Genomic DNA, 18,378 nt, shown 5'->3' with positions numbered 1-18,378 from the left:
AAAACTTTCATTTATTTAAAAAATATTAAAATCGATAAAAGTATTAAAGGATGCATTGATACGGGGTGCTTAGAGGATTTGACCCGGTTAATTCAAATTTTCTCATGACATAAAACTTAAAAAATAATGCACAAACGTTTGTGCAAATAATTTTTATTCTCTAAGTTTGCTTCGAATAGTCTGAAACTAATCACTTAAATGATTCAATCATGAATAAAAATCAAACTAACACGGGAGCAATAAGCCGCTTGGTTGGGATACCTTTGGCTTTGCAGAAAATTTTGTGGCTCCTGCATTTTAACGCTTTCATTTTAATTTTGATTCTTGTCCCAGTGATTTCATCCGCTCAACAAGAGGGAAGGGTAACAGGAAAGGTCACCGATTCGTCAGGAGCACCGCTGCCTGGTGTGACAATTGTGGTTAAAGGTACTACGCATGGTACGATCACTGATTCCGATGGCAAATATTCTATTGCTGATTTACCTGACAAAACGACATTGGTTTTTTCATTTGTAGGGATGAAATCTCAGGAAATTAAAGTCGGAAATCAAACAATTATTGATGTGACGCTTGTTGATAAGTCTGTTGGTATTGAGGAGGTCGTAGCAATTGGTTATGGATCTTCGAGAAAAAAAGATTTAGTTGGGTCTGTTGCTTCTGTAGAAGCCGACAAAATTAACAGTCAGACAGTGCAAAATGTTACACAGGCATTGCAGGGAAAAGTGGCCGGGCTTCAAATAACCAACAATGGAACCCCGGGCAGCAGTCCTCAGGTTCGGCTTAGAGGCTTGGGTACTGTAACTGATGGCTCAGGTCCGTTATATGTGGTAGATGAAGTAATTGTACCAAATATCTCGTTCTTGGCGCCCGGCGATATCGAAAATGTGACCGTTTTGAAAGATGCATCCTCCGCTGCTATTTATGGTGTTCGCGCCGCTGGTGGCGTAATTTTAATTACAACTAAAAAAGGCACTGATTCCAAACCTACTATCTCATTTAATTCTTATGTCGGTATAAAAAAGGCCGCCAATATAGTTGACATAGCTAACGGTCCGGAATACATTCAAATGTATAATGAAGCGCTTCAGTACCGGGGACTTACTTCCGGTCAATTGGATCCTTCAAAGTATTCTTCCCATAATTACTATGATGACATTCTTAATAATAACATTGTGACCAATTCGCAGGACCTGACCATTTTGGGAGGTACAAGCTCCGCAAAATACAGTATTGGATTTAGTCATTTGAAGGATGACGGTTTAATAAAAGACGATCATTATTCCAGAATCGGATTCAGGGCAAAATATGATGTTTCGATCAATGACAAACTCAGGGTTGGATTTTCAACAATATTATCTTCTGCTAAATCGAACCCGCAAGCTAATTCCATGGCTTCAGTACAAAGGGTATTACCTATTTTTCAACCAAAGGATGCAAATGGAAACTGGACTGACCCGACCTCCATTAAAAATGTCATAAATTTAGCTGCAGCACATTACTACGACAAAAATTCTTTTCAAACAGCGCTCAATGCTATTTTAAACGGATATGCAGAACTCGATCTTTTAAAAAACTTAACCTTAAAAAGCAGTATTTCTTTAAATCCCGGAGAAGTAAATTATATTAAATATTCTCCTCTTTATAAAGTTTCTGTTTATCAATCACAGCAACAAAATATTCTTACCAAAACCCGGGGCCAAAATTTAAATATCAACTGGGATAATACAGTAACCTATTCCATGACAATTGCCGAAGATCATCATTTGAAACTATTGGGTGGTATGTCTTATCAGGAGCAACAAATCAACAACCTTAATGCAACTGCCAGCGGACTTCAGAATTTGCCCGAAATTAGTTCCAGTTATCTGTTTTTGAGCTATCCCGGAAGAACTGATAAATACACAACTACCAGTTCTGATGGGGGTGATAAGACAGTTGCCAACTCCTATTTTGGCCGTATTAACTATGACTATAAAGGCAAATATTTATTTAACGCCACTTTGAGGAATGATATTTCAACCAAATTTCCTAAAAATAACCGCAGCGCTTTATTCCCATCTGTAGGTGGTGCGTGGATAGTTTCTTCTGAGGAATTTATGAAAAAATCAAAAATTGATTTTTTGAAAGTCCGTGCCAGTTGGGGGTTAATAGGGAATGGAATAATTCCATCAAACATTTATGTACCGACACTCTTCACAGATAATTATGGGGCAGTTATTTTTGGACCGAATCAAAACAACGGTACCACTGCAGATGTTTCTCCCATTGCTACCATCAACCAATTGGCTAATCCAAATTTAAAATGGGAAACTGTAAGCGAATTTGATGCAGGTGTTGATGTGAGATTAATTCAAAACCGTCTTTCTGTAACGGCAGATTATTATAGTCGTGATACCAAGGATGCTATATTCCCAATCAGCGCCCTCCCCAGCACAGGGTTAAATACAAGCGGAGTTTGGGGAAACAATGCTACTATCAATAATTCCGGATTAGAAATTACATTAGGATGGGCTGACCATAAAAGAGATTTTAGTTATAGTTTAAATGGTAATTTTTCCTACAACCAAAATAAAGTAACAGCGCTTAGCGCTGCCAGTGCAGCCGGTATATATGGAAAAGCATCTGGTTATAGTGCTACTTATACTTATAGCACACTTGGCCATCCTGTTGGGGAAATATATGGACTTCAGGCTATTGGAGTTTTCCAAAATACTGCTCAAATAGCCAGTACACCACATGTTTCAGGCGCTCTTCCTGGAGATTTAATATTTGAAGACCTTAACAAAGATGGTATTATTGATGATAGGGACCGAACATTCTTGGGCAATCCTAATCCTCCATTCTTTTATGGATTTGATGCTTCTTTGGGATACAAAGGGTTTGATTTAGCAATTGCCATACAAGGCGTTGCCGGCAATAAATTAGTGAATGCCGTAGATATCGAGAGGTTCGGAGGCGAAAACTATACAAAACGTTTTTTTGATAACAGGTGGCATGGCGAGGGAACATCCAATACATTTCCGTCTGCCGTGTTAGCAAATACCACTCAAAATAGTTCGTTTTTTGTTGAGAGTGGCAGCTATCTCAGGTTAAAGAACATTCAACTTGGTTATACCTTTAATGCAAAAATTCTTTCTAAGATGGGCATCAAAAAACTGAGATTATATGTATCCGGTGAAAACATTCACACGTTCACGAAATATTCTGGTACTTCACCTGAAGTTACCGGAGGTCCTATATTTGGTGGTGTTAATTACTCAACATATCCTTTGTCTACCGTTTATAGTTTTGGTTTGAATCTAAACTTTTAAAAGTACTAAAAATGAAAAATAATACATTTAAAATACTCATTTTTTCCTTTTTCGGAATCATTACATTTTCTTGTAATAATGAACTTGATTTTGCACCATACAACCAAAAACCGCCAGTTCAATTTTTTCAAAATGCAGACGATGCACAAAAAGCGGTAAATGCTTGTTATGGCGGCTTAACTGGGTGGGATTTTTTTGATCCTTCTACTTTTGGCGTTTCCGAAATGGCTTCCGGGAATACGGTTAAAGGCGGTGCCGCCAGTGACCAGGTTGTCGTATATCAATTTTCAAATTTCACAAGCACCTCTACCCATATAAACATTGGAAATAATTGGAGGGGGAGATACAATGTAATTAATTTTTGTAACCAGGCTATTACCAATATCCCCAATATTGATATGGATGAAGCAACTAAAAAATCTTTAATAGCAGAAGCTAAATTTATCAGGGCATGGTTGTATTTTGATTTGGCTAAAACATTTGGTGAAGTAGTTATTTATGATGGTATTCCCGAAGACGGGAACTATAATTTACCTAAATCATCTTTCGCAGATGTTTATAAATTTATTGAAAGCGATTTGGAATATACTATTGCTAATGGCAGAACAGCAGCTTGGGACATCAACAATAAAGGACGGGTTACATCTTGGGCAGGGTTGGCGCTTTTAGCAAAAGTAAAAATGTACGAAGCGAGCGGAGCCAATTTCACAGATGATGGACAAGCTATTAACGGAAGGTCCTGGGCCGATGTAAAAGCAACTACCGATGCTGTAATTAGCAGTAACTTTTATCGCCTGTTTACTGATAGAGGCGATAGTAGCTTCTTCTACTTGTTCAGGCTTCCATACGAAAATTGTGATGAGTCAATATTTGAGATGCAAAACGGGAGCGTCAATATCAGCTATTATGGGACCAACCATAGTTCTGCATGCCAGTACCAGTGGGCCACAACATTGAATGGATGGGGCTTTAACGCGCCAAGTGATAAACTAATTACAGATTGGGCCGCCCGAACAGATGATACCATCCGGTTCAGGCAATCCGTAGCTTTCCAGGGATTGATTTTACCCGATGGTGATATCGTTGATCCCAACGGGGTATTTCAGGCGGGAACCGGTTCAGTTGCCGCTAACCCAAATGCAACAGGAAATGCTAGGTGCCGGTTTAATTTTAAGGCGTATGAGTCAAGGCTTGATGACAAAGGTTTTGGTGGTTGGCAACGGTTAATTGAGCAAAACCTGAGATTATTCAGATATGCCGATGTGATACTTATTGATGCAGAAGCTGAATTTAATCTGGGGAATTTACAAGAGGCCGTAAATTCTATTAATTTAGTTCGGGCACGCGTGAAAGAAACACCGCTAACTACGGCCAATATTACCTTACAAAAGATCTGGGATGAACGTCGTTTCGAATTGGCATTCGAGAATGATTATTTCTTTGATCTGGTGCGTACCGGGCAGGCAAAAACCGTTTTGGGACCAAATGGATTTCAGTACCCAAAAGATAATTTCTATCCAATTCCACAGACACAAATTGATCTGTCTGCCGGAGTTTTAAAACAAAATAAGAACTGGGAATAATTAAACTTAATTATTAGAATCTTTTTGTGGTGTTACAGCCACAAAAAGATTCTTTAGTTTTTCTTTAATCCAATATCCTGTACCTTAATTTTTTATGATGCCTTCTGCGAAGCAGTATACACGGCAAATATAGAACGATCAAATTTATTATTGATAGAGAAAAGTTGTCTGACCACATTCAGCAATTATTATAGGTAGTAGCGCCTCGTGGTTTTAACAGATGACTGATGTTTCAACAAAGAATGTTCTGTTCAAGATAAATGTGAATTAGTTAAATTGTTTAATTTCTAAAAAATTCATCCTAATCAAAACGGAATTAAAATTATTGCACTATTAAATATTTTAGTACAAAAAAAATCTTTATGGAATGAACAATTCAATTTCACGTATTTTGAAAATTCAATTTTTTTTGACTTTTGTCTGTTTATCAAGCATTGTCAATGCCCAAATACTGCCTGATTCAGCTTTGAGTTTTGAAGCAAAACAATGGTGGACAGATTCCGATGTTCAAAACATGGACAAGGGAGATTTGAGCGGCATTTTAAACCAGTTCGATATGTATCACAATGGTTTTTTGAAAGAAACAAGTTTGCAAAATCGGTACAATAATTATTATGTGGGAAATGGTCAATTAGGTATGTTTGTAGATGCTCTTGGCGCTCAATCTCTTCCTTTTATAATAGACTCAAAAAATCTCGAGTACCCTGAAGCTGCTGATCGTGACGCAATAGATGTTAGTATTGGAAATTATAAAAGTTCCGAACTTCTGTCGGCCCTATACCATTACGGCACCAGCCAACAACCAACCATTAATTACAATGAGAGTTGGGTTAAATCCAAATGGCATGAGCACGGAAATGAATATGGACGCGGACAATTAAGTATCCGTAATTCTATTTTCCCTACCATCGACAATGTTTTTGAGGCAAATGATACCGCCATTACCAACTATAAACAACGCATGAACTTGTGGAACAATTGTTGTATAACGGAATTTACCTATAAACAGCAGCTGCAGGTTCAAATTACGAGTTACGCATCTTGGGCCAATAACCGTGTTGCTGTTTTCCATTATAAAATAAAGAATATATCCAGGAAGCACGTAAATGCCGGTTGTGTTGCAGAACCTATTGTATCTTATCACGGACAAAGGTTTAACTTCACCAAAGCAGGGAAGGGTTTAGCTTTGCACTTAAAGGAAGACTGGCTGTTGCACGAACTTTCGGTTTACCTCGAAGTTTCTGGTATCCGTACATACACAGCCAACGAAACAGGTAAGATAACTGTTAATTCGCCCTTAAATCCCGGTGATTCAAGCTCATTTACAATCTACCAGGGGATTGTTACCTCAAAAAACGCAAGTGACCCAGTACTTGCCAACACTAAAGAAGTAGACCGTTTGGTAAAAACGAATTACGATAAAGTGTTCAAGGATCATTGCAATAGTGTACACGAATTCTGGAATCGTTCTTATGTGCTGCTTCCCTGGAAAGATTTATGCAAGTTATATTACCGTTCGGCCCTGATTATAGCAGGGAATCTCAGATATGGTGATTATTATCCCTGTGTATCGATGTTAACAAGCAGTTCATATACCGGCTTTGGTTGGGGAATGGACAATGTACCTGTTTATGACTTTTTAATGCAAACCGGACGTGAAGATTATGTATTAAACGTCTTTAAACATTTTCGCAAAACCATGCCTACCGATTCGGGGAACTATGGGAACCAGTTAAATTATTCTTTCGGGCCTAACCCATGGGGTACTATGGTGTGCAGTTCATCGGGCAATTATGCTTATCTCATGCACGAATACTTCAGTGTAACCGGCGATACAACTTTTCTCAACAACATATTGTACCCGCAGCTAAAATCCTTTTGTAACTTTTGGTCCGGGTTCGCCAATAATGAAGGCGGTTCGTATGGCTTTTGGACAAGGGAAAGATACAACAACAAGGATTGGGAAGTACACACTTATGATGAACCGGTTTTTAAATATGGTATAAACTACCATTGGGGCGAAAGCGATGATGTAATTGATGCCGTAGCGCCTGCCAAATGGACACTGGAAACTACTGCTGGCTTAGCAAAAAAAATGAATGTCGATACCAAATTGAGGGCAAAATGGGAAGACTGTAATTCCCGTTTAATACTTCCGCAAACCGATTCGTTTTACCTAACCTACCGAAACCGTACCGATTCACTTGCATACAACCCAGATCCTTTCCCAAAACGTGAGGTGGCTGCATGTGCACAATTTAATTGCGTTTACCCAACATTTCTTGACAATATGGATACAACTAAAGTCTTTAATACATACCGGGTAATTAAGAATAAAGACTTACTTGGCTGGAATTTTAATTACAACCTGCAACTTTATGATGTTGTTGCACGGTTAAAAATGCCCGAAGAACTCGAATGGCTTTTAACAAAAAGCAAAATAAATATCAGGGATAGGCTCGATTCTGCCGAGTACAATACCTTTAGCGAATTTGGACAGGGAAAAGGCGCAGGATACTTTCTCATGCCGTATGGTATGCTCAATGTTAGTATAAACGAAATGTTGTTGCAGTCGTTCAACGATACGCTGCAGGTATTTCCATGCATAATGCCAGCGTTTGTTCAAAAGCCTTTGCTTTTTAGAAATCTTCAGGCAAACAAAGGCTTTAGGGTATCGGCAACATGGGAAAATGGAAAAACACAAAATATCGAAATACTGTCTCGAAATGGAAATGTATGCGTGATAAAAGTCCCTGAAAATTGGACATATATTAGTGTTTACAATGGGAATAAAAGAACTGAAATAAAAGCAGACAAGTCAAAAAATTCCATATCGTTTGCTACACTAGCTGGGCGAACGTATTTAATAACGGACAAAAGGTAGATGTTACAAAAACATTGCCTATTTTATGAACAACAGATTAATGATTATATTAACAGGTATTATTGTCAGGACGCCCTGAAATATTAGCAATTACAATCAAAAATTTACAAATAGTGGCCGAACCCGGGAAATTCGATTTAATGATCGGGGCATCATCAAGGGATATTCGGCTGAAGGACAGTTTTGAATTAGTAAATTAACAACGAAATAACTGAAATATGAAATCTATACTCATTACTCAAAAACTAAAACAATATTGCTTGTTTGTTTTCTTCCCGATAATCTTTTTTTATCCCGCGCAATCACAAACTGCACATTTACCCAACCATTGGAAGTTTAAGCTGGGAGACAATATTGAATGGGCAAGTCCTGCTTTTGATGATTCCGGCTGGGATAACATGCAAACAGGTGCAAGCTGGTCGACAAAAGAATTAAAAGACAATGTTTACGCCTGGTATCGAGTAAAAATAGTTATTCCTTCAAGTATGAAAAGTGCCGTAGAAAATGGGAAAGAAATGAAACTTTGTCTCGGCAAGATTGACGATGTGGATCAAACCTTTTTTAATGGCAAACTGATTGGGCAAACCGGTTCTTTACCTCCTGATTATAAAACTAAATGGGATGTGGAAAGGGAATATATTATTTCCGGAAATGAAATACAATGGGATAAAGAGAATTTAATAGCGGTGAGGGTTTTCAGTCTCGATAACGGAGGAATAGGCATGTACCAGGGACCCTATAGTATTGGCCCGGTTCAGTGGACGGATTATATCTCCGTTCGACATTCCATTTCTGAAACCGGAAACAACGGATTTATCACAAAAATTCAGTTCACAAACAACAGCAATAACGCCTTCGTTGGTACAGTGAACTATTCAATAAAAGATAAATTGGGGAAAGAAGTGTATTCTGAAAAAAAGCAAGTAGAAATGAAGCCTGAAAAGGGTGCTGAAACAGACATAACTTTTCAGGATTATAAACCGGGAAATGCAGATATTTTTAAAGTCAGCTTTGGAATTGCAGAAAGCGGGAGTTCGGATACGATCAACAACGAGCAGGTTTATTTGGCCAATAAAAATATTGAAATCAAAGTTGCCGCAGAACCCAAGGTAGTGATAGAGGATAAAATTAAGGATGTATATACTTCCATTCCTTTTCAGAATCAAATTTTGCAGGGTTATCTCGGAGAACGTTCTTCTCAAAATCTGGAAGAACGCCTTTTAAAAGTAGATGAAAACGGAATCATGAGTGGGTATTTGCAACGACCGGGAAGTCATCCCTGGATTGGCGAGCATGTCGGCAAATATTTGGAAGCGGCTTGTAATGTCTGGAAAAACACGCATGATCCGAGGCTTAAAAAGCAAATGGACCGGATGATGTACGAATTGGTGAACGCTCAATTGAAGGATGGCTACCTGGGAACGTATTCTCCTGAAGATTACTGGACAAGCTGGGATGTCTGGTCGCATAAGTACAATTTGTACGGATTGCTTGCCTATTATACCACCACAGGTTATCAGCCTGCTTTGGATGCCTGTAAAAGAATGGGCGATTTGCTTTGTACTACTTTTGGAAACAAATCCGGGCAGCGGGATATTATTTTGTCAGGCGAACATGTCGGCATGGCCGCCACCAGCGTTTTGGACCCAATGGTAGAATTGTATAAATATACCGGACAAAAGAAGTACCTGGATTTTTGCTATTATATTCTTGAAGCGTGGGAACAAAAAAACGGCCCAAAGATTATCAGTTCTTTGCTTGAAACCGGTCAGGTGAATAAAGTGGCCAATGGCAAAGCCTATGAAATGCTTTCGAATTTACTTGGTCTGGCAAATTTGTACCGGGTTACAGGAGATCCCAAGCTCTTGAAACCGGTTTTAATAGCTTGGCAGGATATCGTTTCCAACCGATTGTATATTACCGGAACGACCAGTTCTTTTGAGCATTTTCAGGGGGATAATGTATTGCCTGCGGCGGATACGGATCATATCGGTGAAGGATGTGTTACCGTAACCTGGATTCAGTTAAACCAACGTTTGCTGGCTATTACCGGCGACTTAAAATACATGGAGCAAATTGAAAAATCCATTTACAATCAACTATTTGGAGCTGAAAATCCTGAATCCGGATGTGTAAGTTACTATACTCCGTTGATGGGCAAAAAACCATATTCCTGTGGCATTTCCTGTTGTACTTCAAGTGTTCCCAGAGGAATTGCACTCATACCTTACTCAACTATCGGTAATGTAAATAATATTCCAACCTTGATGCTGTTTGGTCCGGCAATCTACAAGGAAAATATCACCACTGCCGATAAAAAGGATATCAACCTATCCGTAAAAATTGAAAGCAGTTTTCCTGAAACCGGAAGTGAAACGATCACACTAAATCCTTCTCAGACTTGTCTTTTCACATTCGCATTGCGGGTTCCATCCTGGAGTAGTTCTTTTATAGCCGAAGTCAACGGAAAAGAATATCCTGGAACGGCCAACCAGTATCTGGAAATAAAACGTGTTTGGAAATCAGGCGACAAAATAAAAGTTTCTTTCAAAATTCCGGGTCAGGTTTTAAATGGCGGCAAAAGCTATCCCGGTCAAATCGCATTTCAAAGAGGACCGCAGGTTCTGGCTTTTGATTCGTCTTTAAATCCTGATCTGCCAAAGGAGTTTTCTCTGGGAGCAAAGGAGAAACTTCTTGCTGAAGAACCGGAAGCTGCAAATTGCACCGGGTTATTGCCCAAAGTATGGATCGGGAAACAAGTTTACATTGTACGCTTTCCCGATTCAAAAAAGGAAGAGACAAACGAGAAACTGTTATTGGTTCCATTTGCTGACGCAGGTCAGACTGGTGGAGATGTAAAAGTATGGCTACCACTGAATGAAAATAAATAAAACTGCTAACCCGAATGAACATTAAATATTCTTTGATAAGTATTTTGATTCTATTTCTCCGTATCCGGATTGGATTTTCGCAAACCACAAAGCCATTGTCCGAACGTGTAAAAGCGATTACAGCCAGGTACGATCAGACTTTATTTGGCAAAAACACATTTGTGTTTGATCCTGCTATGGATATGCACGAAATTCAAACATTAATTGATTCAATTTATGCCGGTCAGCTCTATCCGGCGAATGAGTTTTCTGAAAACCGATATGCCTTGCTTTTTAAACCGGGAACTTATAAGCTGGATATTAAAGTTGGATACTACATGCACATTCTGAGCCTGGGTAATTCTCAGGAATATGTAGTGATCGACGAAGCGGTCAGGTCGGTATCGAATCGCGATGGACATGTACTTTGTAACTTTTGGCGGGCAGCCGAAAATTTGACAATCGTGCTTGCTGCCGATTCCACCAACACCTGGGCTATTTCTCAGGCTGCGCCGTTACGTCGGATTTATGTGAAAGAAAATCTGAAATTGTTCGAGGGTTATTCCATCGGCGGTTTTATGGGCGATTGTAAAATCGACGGGACTGTATTTTTCGGCGCACAACAGCAATGGTTTACACGAAATTCTATCGCTAAAAAATGGGATGGCGGCGTCTGGAACATGGTTTATACTGGAGTGGTCAACGCACCCAAAGAACATTGGCCCGAAAAACCGGTCACGACCATCAAACAAACACCCGAAGTACGGGAAAAACCGTACTTGATTTATTCAGGAGAAAAATTTTATTTGAAAATACCTGCCTTGAAGAAGAATTCATCGGGAACAGACTGGAACGAGCAGACCAACAAAGAGAAGACGGTGTCAATCGATGATTTTTATGTTGCCAAACCTGGTACGAATAATGCCAAATTAATTAACCAGACGCTGGGTAAAGGGAAGAACATTCTTTTAACGCCAGGAATTTATTCATTAGACGAAAGCCTGAAAATTACCCGCCCCGGAACAGCAGTCATCATGGGAATTGGAATGGCAACACTGGTACCTGAAAACGGGAACAAGGCGATTGAAGTTTCCGACGCTGATGGAATAACTGTTGCCGGTTTACTTATTGATGCAAACATCAACCCTTCCGAAACGCTTATGCAGGTTGGAAAGCCAGGATCGAAAAAGAATCATGCGGCAAATCCCAGCTATATATTTGACGTGTTTTTCAGGGTCAGCGGCCCACACGAAGGATCTGCTTCACATTGTTTGGGGATCAACAGTAATGATGTTTATGCCGATCATTTATGGATTTGGAGGGCTGACCATGGAAACGGAGTAGGCTGGGACAAAAACGGGTGCGCCAACGGTTTAATCGTCAATGGCAATAATGTTACGATTTACGGATTGTTTAACGAACATTTTCAGGAATATTAAACACTTTGGAATGGTGAGAATGGTCACTTCTATTTTTACCAAAGCGAAATGCCTTATGATATGCCTTCGGTTGATGCCTGGAAACACGGCAAAACTTATGGCTATGCTTCATACAAGGTTTCTAATCATGTTAAAACACATCAGGCCTGGGGTGTTGGCATTTATAATGTATTTTACGATGCGCCGATCGTTGTCGATCAGGCTATTGAGACATCTTAGGCATTGGAAAACGACATTCACCACATCGTCATTTTTTGGTTGAACGGGAATAAGAAAAGTGTGGTGAAAAGCATCATTAACGGTAAAGGTGGAAGCGTTAGCAGTTCGAATCGAAAAGAGACTCTAAAGTAATTTTAAAACAATTATACGATTTCTGCTTATGCAATATTGTGTATAAAGAAATAAAAATGATTGCTCATTTATTTGAATGTTTCCGCTTTTGTGGCATACCAGAAACTTTTCCAGTCGAAAGCAATAAAGAAAAAGGAACTGAATGCCATTATAAATTACCAGTGAAAAAGGAAAACGTACAAAGGTTGATTTAAAAATTAAACTTAAGATCATGGGTAAAATATTAGTAATAGGCAGTTCAAATACCGATCTGATTGCTACTGTTAAAAGCTTCCCAGCAGCGGGGGAAACCATCGTGGGAACAACTTTTTTTCAAACGATGGGAGGAAAAGGTGCTAATCAGGCTGTGGCAGCACATAGATTGGGAGGAGACGTTAAATTTAATACTTGTCTGGGGAGAGATGCAAATGGGCGAAATGCATTTAAATATTATAGTAAAGAAGGACTGGATGTTTCTTCTTCGTTGATTGTTGATGATATCCCTTCGGGAACGGCGATCATATTAGTGGACGAAAAAGGAGAGAATTGTATTGTCGTAAATCCTGGAGCTAATGAAAAGCTCACTTCGGAATATATTTATGAGGTGGAAAAAGATATTGCAAATGCTGATATGGTGGTTTTGCAGATGGAGATTCCTTACGATTCGGTAAAAGCAGTTTGTGACATTGCCAGCAAATACAAGAAAAAAATAATATTGAATGTTGCCCCTGCTCGAAAAGTAGAAATAGATCTTCTAAAAAAGGTCGATGTATTGATTGTTAATGAGACGGAAGCCGAAGTTTTAACAGAAGAGAAGATTGAAGATATCGGAGAAGAAGCAATTATCAACAAATTATTAAAAAAGGGAGTGCAAAATGTAATATTAACATTGGGCAATAAAGGATGCTTATTTAAAAATGGAAATGATTTGCTAAAAATTCCCGCCTTTAGAGTAAATGCTGTGGATACAACAGCCGCGGGTGACACCTTTTGTGGTGCCCTGGCTGCAGAATTAAGCAGGGAAAAAGATTGGGAAGAGATACTGAAATTTGCCACTGCTGCATCAGCAATTTGTGTTACCCGAATGGGGGCCCAACCCTCAATCCCGATGGAAAGGGAAATACAGGAATTTTTAAAGAAGAATGACGAATTACATATCAAATAAATTTCAAATACTAACCTAAAATAACTGTTATGTTTATAGTAAGTGATTATCCATTGGCAATTGTTTTCTGTTTTATTACAATGCTTTGCTGGGGTTCCTGGGGAAATACTCAAAAACTTGCCGGAAAAACCTGGCGATATGAGCTATTTTACTGGGACTATGTTATTGGTGTCTTGCTACTTTCACTCATTTTTGCTTTTACTCTTGGAAGTATGGGTGAGAATGGTCGGGGATTTCTGGAGGATCTTGGTCAGGCAAAGTGGGGAAATATTGGCAGTGCATTTCTTGGTGGTGTTATTTTTAATGCCGCCAATATATTACTTTCCACGGCAATAGCAATTGCAGGTATGGCAGTTGCTTTCCCGGTTGGAATTGGTTTGGCACTTGTCTTGGGTGTCATTATCAATTACATTGGTTCCCAAAAAGGAGATCCGCTGTTTCTATTCCTTGGTGTCGGGCTTGTTACTATAGCAATAATTATCAATGCTTTTGCCTACAAGAAAGCTTCCTCCGGAAAACAAAAAGTAAGTACTAAAGGAATACTTGTTTCCATTTTGGCAGGAGTATTAATGTCTTTTTTCTACAGGTTTGTGGCACGCTCAATGGACCTGGAAAATTTTGTCAATCCGGCAGCGGGAATGATGACTCCATATACGGCAGTTGTTATTTTTTCACTAGGGGTTTTTATCAGTAATTTCCTTTTCAATTCGGTTTTAATGAAAAGGCCAATCAGTGGAAAACCGACAAACTACAAGGTATATTTCAAAGGAAAGTTGTCCATTCATTTAGTAGGTGTCCTTGGCGGAGTTATTTGGGGCATTGGAAATTCTTTAAATCTGATTGCAGCCGGTAAAGCAGGAGCAGCTATTTCATACGGATTGGGTCAAGGGGCTACACTCGTTGCTGCATTGTGGGGAGTATTTATCTGGAAAGAATTTAAGAATGCTCCCAAAGGAACAAATAGATTACTGACCATTATGTTTGTCCTTTTTGTGTTAGGTATTATTTCTATTATTTATGCTGGCCAATGAGTGGTTTAAACAAAAATTTTCGTGGGAAAGTTGTTGCTGTTGCCAGTGGCCATGCAGGTTATAACAAAAAAATGGCAGTATTGAACTATTTTGAAGAAGCAGGTATCCCATATAAAGATTTGGGATGTTACAGCAATAAAAGTTGTGACTATCCGGATTTTGCCCATAAAATAGCGGAAGCCATTGGAAAAAAAGAGTTCGAATGTGGCATAACATTTTGTGGTAGCGGACAGGGTATCAACATTACAGCAAATAAACATCAAAATATACGTTCGGCATTGTGTTGGAATACCGAAATAAGTAAACTTGCAAGGGAACATAACGACTCAAATATATGTGCGATTCCCTCCAGGTTTGTTTCAGAAGAAGAAACTATTGCAATCGTGGAATCTTTTCTAAATGCTGAATTTGAACGAGGTCGCCATGCCAGGAGGGTTAAAAAAATTCCTTTATGCAAAAAGGACAGTGTCTGAAATTTGAATTGGATTTTATAAAGATAAAATGGAGAGGGGTAGTGTCCATTTTTTAGTAAAGTGTTTAAAGTTTCCCTCCCGGTTAATCCGAGGGGAAATTTTTTCAGTACCCATATCCAACCAAAACTAAAAACGGGAGATGGTCAAATTTTATATTTTTATGCCAAACAAAGCTTACCATGAAGAAAACCTGGAAATGGGGCATTCTGGCCCCCGGGAAGATTGCCCGAAAATTTGCTTCAGAATTACACACCCTTGATAATGCAGAGATTGTTGCTGTCGGCTCGCGAAATGAGTCCCGGTCGGCTGAATTTGCTGCAGAATTTAATGTGGGAAAAGCTTACGGAAGTTACGAAGAACTGGCTGCCGACCCGGAAGTTGAGATCGTTTATGTGGCTTCACCGCACTCGCACCATGCCGAACATGCCATTATGTGCATGAATGAGGGGAAGCATGTGTTATGTGAGAAAGCGCTTTCGCTGAATTTGAAGGAGGTGATTTCGATGTTTGAAGTAGCACGGAAGAACACGGTGTTCCTGATGGAGGCTTTTGTTACGCCGTTTCAGCCATCGTACCGAAAGGCGAAGGAAATTATTGAGTCGGGAGAGATGGGAAAAATTCAGTATCTGCATGGTTGGTTTGGCTTCAATAGCGCACCTTATGATCCGCAGGGACGGCTCTTCAACCCGGAACTGGGAGGGGGTTCGTTGCTGGACATTGGTTTGTATGCAGTTTTCGATGCGCTTTGGTTCATGGGCGCACCTCAGCAAATTTCGGCTGCCGCTTCATTGACTGAAAAAGGAATCGATACCAGTCTGACTATGCGCTTTGATTATCCGGATGGCGTATTTGCATCGCTCTTTTCCTCATTTTATACCGCTTCAGGACCCGGATGTGATATCTTCTGCGAAAAAGGTGTGTTACGCATCACCCGGCGTGGTATCTTGCATCAGCAGTTAGAGGCGCGTTCCCGGGGAACCGCTCCGGTTCAATACAGTTGGGAAGGTGCCGGGTGTGGTATGAAACTGGAAGCAGTGGAAGTGATGAAGTGCCTGGATGAAGGTAAAAAGGAGAGCAACGTGATGCCTTATAGCCGGAGTTTTGAATTGATGAAAACACTCGATGCCATTCGGGAACATGCGGGAATTCATTATCCCGGTAGGGGTTAAAGAATGATGTATAAAATAAAACAGGGCATTTCCACGCGCGGAGATGCCCTGTTTGGGTGAGGAAAGCAGGCTATTTAAAGGCTTTCAAGGCTTCGTCTACGGCATTTAAAACCGGTTGCGCTGAAATTTTCTGTCCAACAGCTTCCTCCATCCATTGCTGGGGAGTCAGACGGCCTTGCTCATAAATGCGGTCAACTTCGTCAGAGAAATTCTTTCCTTTCAGGTATTCTTCCAGCTGGAATTCGATGAGCTGACCGTACGAATAAGCCGGGAGATACAACGGATAGGAAATCATATGAGAATAGATGGCCAGAATCGGTTCGTCTTGCGTTCCGAAAATCGGTGAGAAGTATGTATTCCAAACATCTTTCGAGATGTTAATGACAGCCGTTTTCAATTCGGCTGAGTCAGCATCTGGATGCGCGTATAACCATTTCCACACTTTCATATCGACCATGCCGACACCCATAATTTCCATTAACGACCAGCCATTATCGAGCGCATTCAGGTATTTGGTATGCGGATTTTCATCGGTAATGCCCAGTAATTTCAAATCGCGGCTTTGGAAAATAAAGGCCAGCGCCTCGGTGAAGGCAGTGCTGGGAACGCCATGCAACATGTAGTAGTCTATGTTGTATAGCGAAATGGTTTGCTCGACGTTATGGCCGAACTCGTGAACGGCAATGTTATAGCCTTTGTAGTTCATTCCGGTAGAAGGAATGCGTGTGCGCAGGTGCGATTTCTCTCCAATCATCTGTGCGCCCCACGCATGACCTGAACCGCGGGCCGGATCGACAGCAATTTTGGAGGCAATGAAGTTCGCTCGCTCATCCGACCAGCCCAGTTGCTTTAACAGGTTCGGCATGTCTTCCTTGAACGCTTTCGGATCGGGATAATAGGCTTCGGCCTTTTCGTTAAGTGTTTGTTCCGGAATGGAGCTCCGTGCTTTGAAGCCATCGTACCAGATGTCGTACGGACGGAGCGGACGGCCAAGCCTTTCGGCGATAAGCGCACCGATTTGCTTCAACTCCGGAGAACGAAGATACGTATCGAACAATGCTTCTACTTTCGGTTGCGGAATTTCCATTTCGCCTGAAAACTTCCGTTTGATGTAGGTATCCAATACCGGGTAATAGGCATCGATAGCTTTTAATGCGTGGAAGTTGTTTAATATTTGCTGGTACCGTGTATTGGGCCCGGGTTTGAAGACAACTTCTTTACCATTATTATAAAGCTTATTGGCAAAAGGTTGCCATTCGTATGCCGGATTGTTGATTACCTTCTCGGGAATATCCTGGTCGATGATTCGCTTCATTACTTCGTAAATCATCTCCTGCTTTTGCGGGCCTTTTGCATTATCGGCATAGTCAGCTTTAATTTCATCGCGGAGGTTCCAGTGCGAAAGCAGTACCATATCATCCGGGAAAAGTTGTTTGTCGTCGTTAGTACGAAGATGCCCCATTTCGATATTGTACTCCGAAATGTACAGGTCGGCCTTCGTGTTCGCTTCGGCATAAGCCTGTTCCAGTTTGGCCGGTACGCGAGCGGAGAAAATGTCGCCTAATCTGGCGTTAGCCCATTCTTCCCGGCTCCAAATTGAGGCGAATTTTTCTTTGTCGGCCAATGGATAATAAGGGAAGTTCAGGGCGATAGCAAATGCTATTTTATTGCGGTACAGGTCCGACAGCATATGCGAGCCAACCGAATAACCGGCAAACATTTTATCAATAGGAAGCATCGGACCGGTAGCCAGTTGTACATTTTTCTGCAAGGCGAGTGTTATTTCATCAAAATGGCCGTACATGGCTTCCAGGTACTGACTAACCTTTTTAAAGAAAGCTTCGCGCTGCGCAGCATCGTTGATGTAATTATCCAGGCAAAACGAGGTAAACTCTTTTGCCGGACCATCATCCTTTCGCCACAATGATGCAGCGTGTTTTATGCCACGTTCCATCCGTTCGGCGGTGCTGTCGCCATATTTCTCCGTTAGTTTCTGGAGGATGTCATTTACGGCTGTTGCCGGAATTGGACTGGCGGCCTGTGCCTTACTCAAAGCGGGTGCAAACATCATAACGAGCATAGCAGAGAGGAAAAGCGTTAGTTTTTTCACGGGTCCACTCTTT

11 protein-coding genes are annotated in these 18,378 nt (G+C 40.5%); 10 read left to right on the top strand and 1 reads right to left on the bottom strand.

The features are described from left to right. Positions 1-209 precede the first annotated feature (209 nt). From GJU82_RS05480 to GJU82_RS05435, 10 genes are all read left to right on the top strand, one after another. Positions 210-3,311, top strand: a complete 3,102-nt coding sequence (locus GJU82_RS05480; protein WP_153631228.1) for a TonB-dependent receptor — start codon at positions 210-212, stop codon at positions 3,309-3,311. Between the two features lie 11 nt (positions 3,312-3,322). Further along, positions 3,323-4,894: a RagB/SusD family nutrient uptake outer membrane protein gene (locus GJU82_RS05475; RefSeq protein ID WP_153631227.1), complete on the top strand. Its 1,572-nt coding sequence runs from the start codon at positions 3,323-3,325 to the stop codon at positions 4,892-4,894. A 514-nt stretch (positions 4,895-5,408) separates the two neighbouring features. Further along, positions 5,409-7,778, top strand: coding sequence for a glycoside hydrolase family 95-like protein (locus GJU82_RS05470; protein ID WP_153631226.1), 2,370 nt, complete (start codon positions 5,409-5,411; stop codon positions 7,776-7,778). 218 nt (positions 7,779-7,996) lie between these two features. Beyond that, on the top strand, positions 7,997-10,669 hold the full coding sequence (locus tag GJU82_RS05465; protein WP_153631225.1) for a beta-L-arabinofuranosidase domain-containing protein: 2,673 nt from the start codon (positions 7,997-7,999) through the stop codon (positions 10,667-10,669). Positions 10,670-10,683: 14 nt separating this feature from the next. Continuing rightward, a complete protein-coding gene (locus GJU82_RS05460; protein ID WP_153631224.1) occupies positions 10,684-12,087 on the top strand; it encodes a hypothetical protein in 1,404 nt (467 codons plus the stop codon). A gap of 48 nt (positions 12,088-12,135) precedes the next feature. Continuing rightward, positions 12,136-12,306 (top strand): hypothetical protein, encoded by a 171-nt coding sequence (locus GJU82_RS05455; protein ID WP_153631223.1) that lies wholly within the window; start codon positions 12,136-12,138, stop codon positions 12,304-12,306. A 343-nt stretch (positions 12,307-12,649) separates the two neighbouring features. Then, positions 12,650-13,582 (top strand): ribokinase, encoded by a 933-nt coding sequence (gene rbsK / locus GJU82_RS05450; protein WP_153631222.1) that lies wholly within the window; start codon positions 12,650-12,652, stop codon positions 13,580-13,582. A gap of 29 nt (positions 13,583-13,611) precedes the next feature. Continuing rightward, positions 13,612-14,613 (top strand): GRP family sugar transporter, encoded by a 1,002-nt coding sequence (locus tag GJU82_RS05445; RefSeq protein WP_153631221.1) that lies wholly within the window; start codon positions 13,612-13,614, stop codon positions 14,611-14,613. Beyond that, positions 14,610-15,086, top strand: coding sequence for an RpiB/LacA/LacB family sugar-phosphate isomerase (locus GJU82_RS05440; protein WP_153631220.1), 477 nt, complete (start codon positions 14,610-14,612; stop codon positions 15,084-15,086). Before GJU82_RS05445 ends, GJU82_RS05440 begins: the two co-directional genes overlap by 4 nt. Before the next feature lie 179 nt (positions 15,087-15,265). Further along, positions 15,266-16,255: a Gfo/Idh/MocA family protein gene (locus GJU82_RS05435; protein WP_153631219.1), complete on the top strand. Its 990-nt coding sequence runs from the start codon at positions 15,266-15,268 to the stop codon at positions 16,253-16,255. A gap of 70 nt (positions 16,256-16,325) precedes the next feature. Here GJU82_RS05435 and GJU82_RS05430 read toward each other — a convergent pair whose 3' ends face one another. Then, entirely contained in the window at positions 16,326-18,365 is a 2,040-nt protein-coding gene (locus tag GJU82_RS05430; protein ID WP_153631218.1) for a hypothetical protein, read from the bottom strand. Positions 18,366-18,378: the final 13 nt, after the last annotated feature.

Source organism: Prolixibacter sp. SD074 (assembly GCF_009617895.1).
Taxonomy (GTDB): domain Bacteria; phylum Bacteroidota; class Bacteroidia; order Bacteroidales; family Prolixibacteraceae; genus Prolixibacter.
The sequence above is the reverse complement of the archived record's forward strand: the minus strand, read 5'-3'. Positions and strand labels throughout refer to the sequence as shown.